We start from the raw sequence: 12,115 nt of genomic DNA, 5'->3' as shown, positions 1-12,115 counted from the left end.
TTTTGAAGGGGATTTGCGCCTGGCTTGAGGGCAATACTAGTGAGGCGCGGATATTCTTAAAAATACTGTTTAAGAATGTTTATATAACCATTAGCGCGAACACTGAGCCCTGTGGGAGCTGGCAAGCCGGCTCCCACAGGGTGCGCGTGGTTCTCAGGAAGTCTTTTCCGGCTCGCGGATCTTGTACCAGGCCACGTACAGCGCCGGCAGGAACAACAGCGTCAGCAGCGTTGCACTGATGATGCCGCCGATCATGGCGTAGGCCATCGGCCCCCAGAACACTTCCCGGGCAATCGGGATCATGCCCAGGCTTGCCGCCGCCGCCGTCAGCAGGATCGGCCGGCGGCGGTGGTTGGTCGCTTCCACCACCGCGTCCCAGGGGGTGTAGCCCTGCTCTTCGAATTCGTCGATCTGGGTCACCAGGATCACCGAGTTACGGATGATGATCCCGGCCAGGGCGAGGATGCCGAGGATCGCCACGAAGCCCATGGGCGTGCCCGTGGGCACCAGGGCCAGGACCACGCCGATCAGCCCCAGCGGCGCGACGCTGACCACCAGGAACAGCTTCTGCACGCTGTGCAGCTGGATCATCAGGAAGGTCGCCATGAGGAACAGCATCAACGGAATGACATCGGCGATCGGCCCCTGGGCCTTGCCGCTCTCCTCCACCGTACCGCCGGTGGCCACGCCGTAGCCGGGCGGCAGCTTGCCGGCGAATTCGTCGATCTTCGGCTTGAGTTGCGCCACCAGGTTGGTCGGCTGGATATCGCCGACCACCGAGGCCTTGATGGTGATGGTCGGCTTGCGGTCGCGCCGCCACACCAATGGCTGCTCCAGCTCGTAACGCACGGTGGCGAACGCCAGCAGAGGGATGGACACACCACTGGGGCTGACGATCTGCAGGTTCTGCAGGGTGTCGGGGGAGCCCCGCTCGCTGTCCTCGGCCCGGGCAATGACGTCGACCAGGTAGATGTTGTCGTTGACCTGGGTGACCGGCACGCCGCTGACGATGCTGTTCATTACATTGGCCACGTCTTCGGACGAAAGCCCCAGTTGACGCGCCTTGTCCTGGGCGATCTCGATGCGCAGCACCTTACCGGGCTCGTTCCAGTCGTACATCATGTCGCCGATATGCTCGTTGCTGTCGAGCACCGTGGCCAGTTCGATGGCATAGCGGCGCACCTGGTCGATGTCCTTGCCGCTGACCCGGTACTGGATCGGCCGGCCCACCGGCGGGCCCATCTCCAGCGACTGCACGTTGCTGCCGATGCCTACGAAGTCTTCGCGCAGCAGTTTCTGCAGGCGCTCGATCATGCCCTGGCGCTCTTCGAAGCCCTTGCTGACGATCACCAGCTGGGCGTAATAGGGGTTCTGCAATTGCTGGTCGAGGGGCAGGTAGAAGCGAATCGCCCCCTGGCCGATGTAAGTGCTCCAGCGCACCAGGTCGGGGTCGTCCTTGATCTTCGCCTCCAGGCGATCCACCACCTTGCGCGTTTCCTCGATCGAGGCGTTCTGCGGCAGGTCGAGATCGACCAGGATCTCCGGGCGGTCCGAGGATGGGAAGAACTGGTTCTGTACGAAGCGCATGCCCACCACCGACAGTGCGAACAGCACGATGGTGCCGATCACTGTCACCCAGCGGTGGCGCATGCACCACAGCAGGCCATGCTCGAACGCCCGGCCCACCCGCCCAGGTTCGGCCTCGTGGGGCTTGAGCTTTTCGCTGCTGAGGATATGCACGCCCAGCACCGGGGCGAAGAACACCGCCACCACCCACGACACCAGCAGCGCCACGGCGATCACCGCGAACAAGGTATAGGTGTATTCACCGGCCGAGCTGGCATTGAGGCCGATCGGCACGAAACCGGCCACGGTCACCAGGGTTCCGGTCAGCATGGGGAAGGCCGTCGAGGTGTAGGCGAAGGTCGCCGCCTGCTCTTTCGTCTCACCCATTTCCAGGCGCGTGACCATCACCTCCACGGTGATCATCGCGTCATCCACCAGCAGGCCCAGGGCAATGATCAGCGCACCCAGCGAAATCCGCTGCATGGTGATGTCGCTGTACTCCATGAACACGAACACCATGGCCAGCACCAGCGGAATCGAGCAGGCCACCACCAGCCCGGCACGCACGCCCAGGCTGACGAAACTCACCACCAGCACGATCACCACGGCTTCGAACAAGGCACTGGTGAAGCCGCCAACCGCCTGCTTGACCACCACCGCCTGGTCGGACACGGTGTGTACGCCGACCCCGACCGGCAGTTCGCTGACGATGCTATCCATCTTCTTCTTCAGTGCAGCGCCGAACACCTCGATGTTGCCGCCGGCCTTCATGCCGATGGCCAGGCCGATGGCCGGCTGGCCGTTGTAGCGGAAGATCGGTGACGGCGGGTCGACGTAGCCGCGCTCGATGTCGGCGATATCGGCCAGGCGGAAGAAGCGGTCGTTGATGCGCAGGTTGACCGTCTCCAGGTCCTTCTCCGAGGCGAACTGGCCTGTGGTGCGCACCGAGATGCGCTCGGGGCCGGCTTCGATCACCCCCGCAGGGGTCACCGCGTTCTGCGATTTCAGCGCCTCCATGACTTGCCGCTGGTCGATGCCCAGGGCCGCCAGCTTGCGGGTGGAGAAATTCAGGTAGAGCACTTCGTCCTGGGTGCCGATCAGCTCGATCTTGCCGATGTTGTGCACCTCGCGCACCTCGGCGCGGGCCAGCTCCACATAGTCGCGCAGCTGGCGCAAGGTCAGGCCATCGGAGGTGAAGGCATAGATCGAGCCGAACACATCGCCGAACTCGTCATTGAAGCCCGGCCCCTGCACACCCTGGGGAAACTGGCCACGGATGTCCTGGATCTTCTTGCGCACCTGGTACCAGATAGCTGGAATGTCCCTGGCCTTGGTGGTATCGCGCAGATACACGTAAACCGTGGATTCGCCGGGACGGGTATAGCTTTTCACATAGTCGAGCGAATCGAGCTCCTCAAGTTTCTTCTCGATCCGATCGGTGATCTGGTTCAGTGTCTCGGCCTGGGTCGCCCCCGGCCAACGTGTCTGGATCACCATGGTCTTGATGGTGAAGGACGGATCCTCTTCCCGGCCCAGGTTGAAGTAGGAAAACACCCCCATCAGCAGCCCGACGAACATCAGGTACCAGACGAAAGACTGGTGCTTGAGCGCCCATTCGGAGAGGTTGAAGCTTCCTTTCATCGTGCGTCCTCGTCGAATATGACCTTCTGGCCAGGCTTGAGGCTGTTGACGCCGGCGGTGACGACGCGTTCGCCGGGTTGTACACCGGAGGACAGGATGATGCTGTCAGGACCACGCTCCGCCAGGGTGACGTCACGGGTGGCCACGGTCTTGCCCTGCGGGTCGACTACCCACACCTGGGTTTTGCCATCGCGTTCGAGCAGCGCGGAGCGTGGCAACTCGCTGCGCGGCGTCACCGCCGAGGTCAAGGTGACGCTGATCGCAGTCCCCAAGTGGAAGGCGTCCGGGGTGCTGGCCAGGGTCAGGCGGGCGCGGCGGGTACGGGTGGTGGCATCGGCCTGGGGCTCCAGCTCGCGCAAGGTGGCGGTGGTGTTGATGCTAGGGTCGAGCTGCGAGGCGACGGTGAAGGTGAGGTCGTGACGCAGTTGTTCGGCCAAAGCGATCGGCAGGTCGATCACCGCTTCCTTCACATCCGGGCGCGCCAGTGTGACCACGGCCTGGCCGGCGCTGACGGTCTGCCCGGCCTCGGCCTGCCAGGCCGTGATCACCGCGGCATGGTCGGTACGCAGGGTACTGTAGCCGAGCTGGTCGCGGGCCTGGCTGACCGCCGAGCGCGCCTGCTCCAGTGACGCGCCAGTGGTCTTCAGGTTGGTCTGGGCAATGTCGAGCTGGGCTTGGGCGCCGACCCCGCGGTCATACAACTGTTGCTGGCGGCGGGCATCGGCCTGGGCATTGATCCACTGGGCCTGGACCCGCGCAAGGTCGCCTTCGGCGGCACGCAGCTGGTTCTGCTGGTCGGTCGGATCGAGGGTCGCCAGGGTGTCGCCCGGCTTGACCTGGGCCCCGACATCCAGCCAGCGCCGAGCGATGCGGCCAGACACGCGGAAACCCAAGGTGCTCTCGAAACGTGCCTGGATGTTGCCGGCAAAACGCCCAAGCTGCGCTTGCACCTGGGGCTCGACCACGGTCGACAGCACCGGGCGCACGGGTTCGGGCTGGACGTCCTCGTTGCCACAGGCAGCCAGCAACGCACAGGCAAACAATATCGGCAGCAACGGCCTCATGGCGCGACTCCCCCGCTTTTGGCGTCGACCTTTTCGACCTGAATACCTGGGTTCAGCAGCTGGCCACCACTGACCACCACCACCTCACCGGCCTCGAGACCCTCGCTGATCACCACTTTGCCGGTCAGGTAGCGCGCCACCTGGACCTTGCGCAGTTGCGCCTTGTCACCCTCGCTAACCACCCACACGGCGGGCTCGCTCAGCGCCTTGGTCAGGGCAGACCAGGGCAGCTCGACGCTCGGTTTGCCGTGTGCACTGGCCGAAACGGTCACCGGCGCGCCCAGGGCCATGCCCTTGGGCACATCGCGCAGGGCCACCTTGACCTGCACCGTGCCACTCTGGGCCGAGACCGTCGGGGTGATCTCGCGCACATGTCCCTGGGCGGTGATGGTGGGGCTGTCGATCATGCTTACCGTCAAGTCCCTCTCGCTGCTGGGCGCCACCAGCAGCGATTCGTAGACATTGAACACCGCGTCACGGTCGCCATCGACGGCCAGGCTGAAGATCGGCATGGTCGCCTGTACCACCTGGCCGACCTCGGCCTGACGCGCAGTGATAACGCCGTCGGCTTCGGCAACCAATGCCGTGTAGCCCAATTGCTCGTTGGCGTTGGCCAATTGCGCCTGAGCGGCCTTGAGCGCGCTCTGGCTACTACGCAGCGCGGCCTCGGCGGAGTCGTACTCGCTTTGGCTGGTGTAGCCCTTGGGCAGAAGCTTCTGCTGACGCGCGAACGCGGCGCTGGTCTGGGCGACCCGGGCCTGTTCGGCGAACACCTCGGCCTTCGCCGAATCCACGTTGTTCTGCAGGTCTTTGGGGTCAAGACGCGCCAGTACCTGGTTGGCCTTGACATGGTCACCGACATCGACGCTGCGGGCGATGATCTTGCCGCCCACGCGGAACGACAAATCCGTCTGCACCCGCGCCTGCACGTCACCGGTCAGGGTGACCCGGGCGGCAAAATCGGTGGGCTGCACCTGTTGCACCGCGACCCGGGGCAGCACCTGACCAACCTCCTCCTTGCCACAGCCTGATAGCAGGGAAAGCAACCCCAGGCAAACGACCAGCGGCGCACGCTCTAGCGTCATGCAGGCTCCTTGCTTCTCTCAGGTAAAAGGGATGCGTTTGAAAGCGTAGATCAGTGATCGACAAACGGCATTGGCCAGGGTTCAACAAAGCGAGGCGGTATCGGCGATACTGCCGTCCGACCGCTCAAGGATGCCGCCTATGCTCACCACCCTGGCCATTGCCAACTACCGCTCGATCAACCAGCTGGTGCTGCCGCTGGGGCGGCTGAACGTGATTACCGGAGCCAATGGCAGTGGCAAGTCCAACCTGTACAAGGCCTTGCGCCTGCTGGCAGAGACCGCGCGCGGCGGCGTGGTCAACGCGCTGGCTGCCGAGGGCGGGCTGGAATCGACCTTCTGGGCCGGCCCCGAGAAGCTCACCCGGCGCATGCTCAATGGCGAGGTGCCAGTGGAAGGCGGGCCACGCCAGCAAGCCCGGCGGCTGAAGATGGGCTTTGCTGGCGAAGACTTCGGCTACGCGATCAGCCTCGGCCTGCCCGAACCCAGCCGGTCGAAGTTCGCCCTGGACCCGCAGATCAAGCAGGAGACGATCTGGGCCGGCCCCCTGTGCCGACCCGCCAGCCAGCTGGTGCAGCGCAACGCGGGGATGGTCAGGGCCCGCGATGGGCGCCAATGGCAGGTGCTGCACCAGCACATGACCGAGTTCGACAGCCTGTTCGACCAGGTCGGCAGTCTCCAGGGCTCCCCCGAGGTGCCGCATCTGCGCGAGCAGATCCGCAGCTGGCGCTTCTACGACCATTTCCGTACCGATGCCGAAGCGCCCGCCCGACAATCGCGGCTGGGAACGCGCACGCCGGTGCTGCATCACGATGGCCGCGACCTCGCCGCCGCCCTGCAGACCATCGACGAGATCGGCGACCTGCAGGCCCTGCAGGATGCAGTGGCTGACGCCTTTCCCGGCGCCCGGCTTGCGGTCGACGCCCAGCCCGGCGGCCTGTTCGGCCTGCGCTTGCACCAGGCCGGGCTGTTGCGGCCGCTGAGCGCTGCCGAGCTGTCCGACGGGACCTTGCGCTACCTGTTGCTGGTGGCTGCCCTGCTCACGCCGCGCCCACCGAGCATGATGGTGCTCAACGAGCCGGAGACCAGCCTGCATCCGGACTTGTTGCCGGCACTGGCACGCCTGATCCGCCGCGCGGCGCGAGAATGTCAGGTCTGGGTGGTGTCGCACGCGCCGCGGCTGGTGGCGGCCCTGGAGGAGGATGCCGAGTGTAACTCGATCCACCTGGAGAAGACCTTGGGGCAGACCGGTATCGTCGGGCAGGGGATGCTGGATGAACCGGCCTGGAACTGGCCGGACCAAGGCTGAAAAGACCGCGGGGCAAGGCGCATCGGCACACCGGCGATGCGCCTTGCCCCGCGATGCGAGGGCTCAGGCCTGCGCGGCGGCCTGGGCCGGACGACGTACCTGCGGCTGCGAGACGTTCGCCGCGGCGCCCTCCTCGATGGCCTGCTGGATCGCCCGACGACGACGCTCCTCGGCCTGGCGGCTGAAGTACCAGACCATGAAAGTCACCAGCGACACCGACAGCAGGATCAGGCTGGCCACGGCGTTGATCTCCGGCTTCACGCCCAGGCGCACGGCCGAGAACACTTCCATCGGCAGGGTGGTCGAGCCTGGGCCGGAGACGAAGCTAGCCAGCACCAGGTCATCCAGCGACAGGGCGAAGGACATCATGCCGCCCGCTGCCAGCGACGGCGCGATCATCGGGATGGTGATCAGGAAGAACACCTTCCACGGCTTGGCCCCCAGGTCCATGGCCGCCTCCTCGATGGACAGGTCCAGTTCGCGCAGGCGTGCCGACACCACCACCGCCACATAGGCGGCGCAGAATGTGGTGTGGGCGATCCAGATGGTGACGATGCCACGCTCCTGCGGCCAGCCGATCATCTGCGCCATGGCCACGAACAGCAGCAACAGCGACAGACCGGTGATCACCTCGGGCATCACCAACGGCGCGGTGACCAGGCCACCGAACAGCGTGCGGCCCTTGAAGCGGGTGACCCGGGTCAGCACGAAGGCCGCCAGGGTACCCAGCGCCACCGCGGCCACTGCCGTGTAGCAGGCGATCTCCAGCGAGCGCATCACCGAACCCATCAGCTGGGTGTTGTCGAGCAGGCCGACGTACCACTTCACCGACCAGCCGCCCCATACCGTCACCAGCTTGGAGGCGTTGAACGAGTAGATCACCAGGATCAGCATCGGCAGGTAGATGAACAGCAAGCCGAGCACCAGCATCAGCTTGGAGAAACTGAAGCGTTTCATGCGCGGCCCTCCATCTCTTTGGCCTGGCTGCGGTTGAACAGCAGGATCGGTACGATCAGGATCGCCAGCATCACTACCGCCAGCGCGGATGCCACCGGCCAGTCACGGTTGTTGAAGAACTCTTGCCACAGCACTTTACCGATCATCAGGGTTTCCGGGCCGCCGAGCAGTTCAGGAATCACGAATTCGCCCACCACCGGGATGAAAACCAGCATGCAGCCGGCGATGATGCCGTTTTTCGACAGCGGCACGGTGATCTTCCAGAAGCTGTTGAAGGTGCTCGAACCGAGGTCCGATGCAGCTTCCAGCAGGCTCTCGTCGTGCTTCACCAGGTTGGCGTACAACGGCAGGATCATGAACGGCAGGTACGAATAGACCACGCCGATATACACCGCCAGGTTAGTGTTGAGGATCTGCAGCGGTTGGTCGATCAGCCCCAGCCACAGCAGGAAGCTGTTGAGCAGGCCGTTGTTGCTGAGGATGCCCATCCAGGCGTAGACGCGGATCAGGATCGCAGTCCAGGTCGGCATCATGATCAGCAGCAGCAGGACGGTCTGCGACTCTTTCCTGGCCTTGGAGATGGCGTAGGCCATCGGGTAGCCGATCAGCAGGCAGAGCAAGGTGCTGAAGAAGGCCACCTTGAGCGAGCCGAGGTAGGCCGCGATGTACAGCTCGTCCTCGGTCAGCAGGCCATAGTTGGCCAGGTTCAGCACCAGCTGGACCTTGCCTTCCAGGTAGGTGTAGATCTCGGTGTACGGCGGGATGGCCACATCGGCTTCGGCAAAGCTGATCTTCAGGACGATGAAGAACGGCAGCATGAAGAACAGGAACAGCCAGATGAACGGCACGCCGATCACCAGGTGCCGCCCCTCCGGGACAAGGCGCTGGAACGCTCGCTTGAGCTTGCGGATTTTCATGACCGCAGCACCACGCCGCTGTCGTCTTCCCACCACACGTAGACTTCGTCGTCCCAGGTCGGGCGGGTGCCCTGGCGCTCGGCGTTGGCGACGAACGACTGGACGATCTTGCCGCTGGGCAGCTCGACGTAGAACACCGAGTGGCCGCCGAGGTAGGCGATGTCGTGGACCTTGCCGCGCGACCAATTGTGCTCGCAGGTCGGCTGCTCGGTGGTGACCAGCAGCTTCTCGGGGCGCAAGGCGTAGGTGATGTGCTTGTCCTCGACCGAGGTGGTGACACCGTGGCCGACGTAGATCTTGCGCTCCAGTTCCGGGCTGGCAATGATCGCGTGGCCTTCGGCGTCGTCGACCACCTCTCCCTCGAACAGGTTGACGTTGCCGATGAACTCGCAGACCAGGCGGCTGGTCGGGGTCTCGTAGACGTCGATAGGGCTGCCGATCTGGGCGATCCAACCCAGGTGCATGATGGCGATGCGCTGGGCCATGGTCATGGCCTCTTCCTGGTCGTGGGTCACCATCACGCAGGTCACGCCCACGCGCTCGATGATCTCCACCAGCTCCAGTTGCATCTGCGAGCGCAGTTTCTTGTCCAGCGCGCCCATCGGCTCGTCGAGCAGCAGCAGCTTGGGACGCTTGGCCAGCGATCGGGCCAGGGCCACGCGCTGGCGCTGGCCACCGGACAGCTGGTGCGGCTTGCGCTTGGCGTACTGGGTCATGTGCACCAGCTTGAGCATCTCGGCCACGCGGGCCTCGATCTCGGCCTTGGGCATCTTGTCCTGCTGCAGGCCGAAGGCGATGTTCTGCGCCACGGTCATGTGCGGGAACAGCGCGTAGGACTGGAACATCATGTTGATCGGCCGCTCGTAGGGCGGCATGTCGGTGATGTCGACGCCATCGAGGAAGATCCGCCCTTCGGTCGGACGCTCGAAACCGGCCAGCATGCGCAGCAAGGTGGACTTGCCGGAACCGGAGCCGCCCAGCAGGGCGAAAATCTCGCCCTTGCGGATTTCCAGGGACACATCGTCCACGGCTACCGTTTCGTCGAACTTTTTCGTGACCCGGTCGATCTTGACCAGCACCTGCTTGGGTTGCTGGCCACCCTCGAGGGCTTTCTTATAGGCACCGGAGGCAACTGCCATGAGTGAAACTCCCAACAAGATTTGTGTGCCCGCCGCTGCGCTGGCGGGCCTGGATTGTTACTTGCCCGACTTGACCTTGGTCCAGCTGCGGGTCATCAAACGTTGCACCTTGGGTGGCAACTCGGCGTTGACGAACATCTTGTCCAGCACTTCCTGCGGTGGGTAAACCGCGGCGTCAGTCCTCACGGCCTGGTCCATCAGGTCGCCAGCCTTGGGGTTCGGGTTGGCGTAACCGACGTAATCACTGACCTGGGCGATAACCTCAGGTTTCAGCAAATAGTTGATGAAGGCATGGGCCTCCTTGACGTTGCTGGCGTCCTTGGGAATCGCCAGCACATCGAACCAGAGGTTGCCGCCTTCCTTGGGGATGGCGTAGGCCAGCTTCACGCCCTTCTTCGCCTCTTCAGCGCGGGCCTTGGCCTGGAACACGTCGCCGGAGAAGCCGGCGGCCACGCAGATGTCGCCGTTGGCGAGATCGGTGACGTATTTCGAAGAATGGAAGTAAGTCACGTAGGGACGCACGGCCAGCAGTTTCTTCTCCGCATCGGCGTAGTCCTTGGGGTTGCTGCTGTTGGGGTCGCGGCCCATGTAGTTGAGCACCGCCGGCAGCATCTCATCGGCGGAGTCGAGGAAGGCCACGCCGCACTTGCTGAGCTTCTTCATGTTGTCGGGCTCGAACAGCACCGCCCAGGAATCGATCTTGTCGGTGCCCAGCGCCGCCTTGACCTTCTCGACGTTGTAGCCAATGCCATTGGTGCCCCACAGGTAGGGGACGGCGTACTGGTTGCCCGGGTCGTTCTTCTCCAGGCGCTTCATCAGCGCCGGGTCGAGGTTCGCATAATTGGGCAGCAGGTCGCGGTCGAGCTTCTGGAACGCGCCCGCCTTGATCTGCTTGCCGAGGAAATGGTTGGACGGCACGACCACGTCATAGCCGGTGCGCCCGGCCAGCAGCTTGCCTTCCAGCGTCTCGTTGCTGTCGAAGACATCGTATTTGGGCTCGATCCCGGTTTCCTTCTGGAAATCGGCGAGCGTGGTGGGGCCGACATAGTCGGACCAGTTGTAGATGTGCACCGTGGGCGCCGCTTGGACGCTGCAAGCCAGCGTCAGACCCGCTCCGGCCATCAAGGCCTGGCGAAAAAAAGAAATAGACAAGTGGGTGGTCCTCACAATCAGTGCCTTTGCGGGCAGTAAACCTCGGCCGCACACGCAAAACCGGCGCGCAACTTACCTTCACGGCGTGGATGCCGCAAACTTATTTGCCGTTACTGGCCTCTGGGCCGGAAAAGCCCGGCCCAGAGGTTGCCGCATCGGGCTTACTTGCCCGACTTGATCTTGGTCCAGCTGCGGGTGATCTCGCGCTGGGCGGTCTTCTCGGGCGCCTTGATCGCGTAGAGCTGCGCTTTCACTTCCTCGGAAGGGTAGATCGCCGCATCGCTGGTAATGTCCTTGTCGACGAACTCGGTGGCTGCCTTGTTACCGTTCGGGAAACGCACGGCGTTGGTAATACCGGCCATCACTTTCGGCTGCAGCAGGTATTCCATGAACTTGTAGGCGGCGTCGACGTTCTCGGCATCTTTCGGGATGGCGACCATGTCATAGAAGGTGCCAGCACCTTCCTTCGGAATGACATAGCTCAGCTTGACCTTGTCGCCGGCCTCGTGGGCACGGGCCTTGGACTGCTCCAGGTCACCCGAGTAACCCACGGCCACGCAGATGTTGCCGTTGGCCAGGTCCGAGATGTACTTGGAAGAGTGGAAGTAGGTGATCGAAGGGCGGATTTTCAGGAACAGGTCCTCGGCCGCCTTCAGGTCTTCTTTCTTGGTGCTGTCGCTCGGTTTGCCCAGGTAGTGCAGCGCGGCCGGGATCATCTCTGTCGGCGCATCGAGGAAGCTCACGCCGCAGCTCTTGAGCTTGGCGATGTTCTCTGGCTTGAACACCACGTCCCACGAGTCGATCTTGTCGACGCCCAGCGCGGCCTTGACCTTCTCCGGGTTGTAGCCGATGCCGATGGAGCCCCACATGTAGGGGAAGGCGTACTTGTTGCCCGGGTCGCTGGCATCGCCGACCGCCTTGAGCAGGGCCGGGTCGAGGTTTTTCCAGCTCGGCAGCTTGGAGCGGTCCAGCTCCTGATAGACGCCGGCCTTGATCTGCTTGGCCAGGAAGTTGTTGGACGGCACGACGATGTCGTAACCCGACTTGCCCGCCAGCAGCTTGGCTTCAAGAGTCTCGTTGCTGTCGAAGACGTCGTAGACGACCTTGATGCCGGTCTCTTTCTCGAAGTTGGCCACGGTGTCCGGGGCGATATAGTCCGACCAGTTGTAGACGTGCAGCACCTTGTCGTCAGCCTGAACAGCGGTGGCCATGGCACCCATAAGGGCGGCGGCCAGCAGCGTCTTGCCCAATTTCTTCATGCGTAATGCTCCAGAATTTATTATCAAGC

Annotated in this window: 9 protein-coding genes; 1 reads left to right on the top strand and 8 read right to left on the bottom strand. The window is 63.6% G+C overall.

From position 1 onward, the window contains the following. Positions 1-153: 153 nt before the first annotated feature. The 3 genes from BMY03_RS10065 to BMY03_RS10055 are packed head-to-tail and all read right to left on the bottom strand — an operon-like array spanning position 154 to position 5,356. On the bottom strand, positions 154-3,207 hold the full coding sequence (locus tag BMY03_RS10065; protein ID WP_094010958.1) for an efflux RND transporter permease subunit: 3,054 nt from the start codon (positions 3,205-3,207) through the stop codon (positions 154-156). Continuing rightward, positions 3,204-4,271: an efflux RND transporter periplasmic adaptor subunit gene (locus tag BMY03_RS10060; RefSeq protein WP_094010957.1), complete on the bottom strand. Its 1,068-nt coding sequence runs from the start codon at positions 4,269-4,271 to the stop codon at positions 3,204-3,206. The genes BMY03_RS10065 and BMY03_RS10060 overlap by 4 nt, the downstream gene beginning before the upstream one ends. Next, positions 4,268-5,356 carry an efflux RND transporter periplasmic adaptor subunit gene (locus tag BMY03_RS10055; protein WP_094010956.1) on the bottom strand — a complete coding sequence of 363 codons (1,089 nt, stop codon included), beginning with the start codon at positions 5,354-5,356 and terminating at the stop codon, positions 4,268-4,270. The genes BMY03_RS10060 and BMY03_RS10055 overlap by 4 nt, the downstream gene beginning before the upstream one ends. 139 nt (positions 5,357-5,495) lie before the next feature. Here BMY03_RS10055 and BMY03_RS10050 point away from each other — a divergent pair, with 139 nt between their 5' ends. Next, complete coding sequence (locus BMY03_RS10050) at positions 5,496-6,662, top strand: AAA family ATPase (protein ID WP_094010955.1); 1,167 nt, start codon at positions 5,496-5,498, stop codon at positions 6,660-6,662. A 63-nt stretch (positions 6,663-6,725) separates the two neighbouring features. On the opposite strand, the gene BMY03_RS10045 is transcribed toward BMY03_RS10050, so the two are convergent. From BMY03_RS10045 to BMY03_RS10025, 5 genes are all read right to left on the bottom strand, one after another. Beyond that, the gene (locus tag BMY03_RS10045; protein WP_038707013.1) at positions 6,726-7,619 is read right to left on the bottom strand and encodes an ABC transporter permease subunit; all 894 of its coding nucleotides are present in this window, start codon (positions 7,617-7,619) and stop codon (positions 6,726-6,728) included. Then, entirely contained in the window at positions 7,616-8,536 is a 921-nt protein-coding gene (locus tag BMY03_RS10040) for an ABC transporter permease subunit (RefSeq protein WP_023630467.1), read from the bottom strand. Before BMY03_RS10040 ends, BMY03_RS10045 begins: the two co-directional genes overlap by 4 nt. Beyond that, a complete protein-coding gene (potA, locus tag BMY03_RS10035) occupies positions 8,533-9,675 on the bottom strand; it encodes a polyamine ABC transporter ATP-binding protein (RefSeq protein ID WP_023630468.1) in 1,143 nt (380 codons plus the stop codon). Before potA ends, BMY03_RS10040 begins: the two co-directional genes overlap by 4 nt. Positions 9,676-9,732: 57 nt before the next feature. Then, the gene (locus BMY03_RS10030) at positions 9,733-10,827 is read right to left on the bottom strand and encodes a polyamine ABC transporter substrate-binding protein (RefSeq protein ID WP_094010954.1); all 1,095 of its coding nucleotides are present in this window, start codon (positions 10,825-10,827) and stop codon (positions 9,733-9,735) included. A 161-nt stretch (positions 10,828-10,988) separates the two neighbouring features. Next, on the bottom strand, positions 10,989-12,086 hold the full coding sequence (locus BMY03_RS10025; protein ID WP_094010953.1) for a polyamine ABC transporter substrate-binding protein: 1,098 nt from the start codon (positions 12,084-12,086) through the stop codon (positions 10,989-10,991). Positions 12,087-12,115 lie beyond the last annotated feature (29 nt).

It is taken from the genome of Pseudomonas soli (assembly GCF_900110655.1).
GTDB lineage: Bacteria > Pseudomonadota > Gammaproteobacteria > Pseudomonadales > Pseudomonadaceae > Aquipseudomonas > Aquipseudomonas soli.
This window is presented reverse-complemented; position numbering and strand designations above follow the sequence as displayed.

Coding starts and splice junctions, on each gene's coding strand:
- BMY03_RS10050 (WP_094010955.1), top strand. CDS start 5,496: ATGCTCACCACCCTGGCCATTGCCAACTACCGCTCGATCAACCAGCTG.
- potA (WP_023630468.1), bottom strand. CDS start 9,675: ATGGCAGTTGCCTCCGGTGCCTATAAGAAAGCCCTCGAGGGTGGCCAG.
- BMY03_RS10045 (WP_038707013.1), bottom strand. CDS start 7,619: ATGAAACGCTTCAGTTTCTCCAAGCTGATGCTGGTGCTCGGCTTGCTG.
- BMY03_RS10040 (WP_023630467.1), bottom strand. CDS start 8,536: ATGAAAATCCGCAAGCTCAAGCGAGCGTTCCAGCGCCTTGTCCCGGAG.
- BMY03_RS10060 (WP_094010957.1), bottom strand. CDS start 4,271: ATGAGGCCGTTGCTGCCGATATTGTTTGCCTGTGCGTTGCTGGCTGCC.
- BMY03_RS10065 (WP_094010958.1), bottom strand. CDS start 3,207: ATGAAAGGAAGCTTCAACCTCTCCGAATGGGCGCTCAAGCACCAGTCT.
- BMY03_RS10025 (WP_094010953.1), bottom strand. CDS start 12,086: ATGAAGAAATTGGGCAAGACGCTGCTGGCCGCCGCCCTTATGGGTGCC.
- BMY03_RS10055 (WP_094010956.1), bottom strand. CDS start 5,356: ATGACGCTAGAGCGTGCGCCGCTGGTCGTTTGCCTGGGGTTGCTTTCC.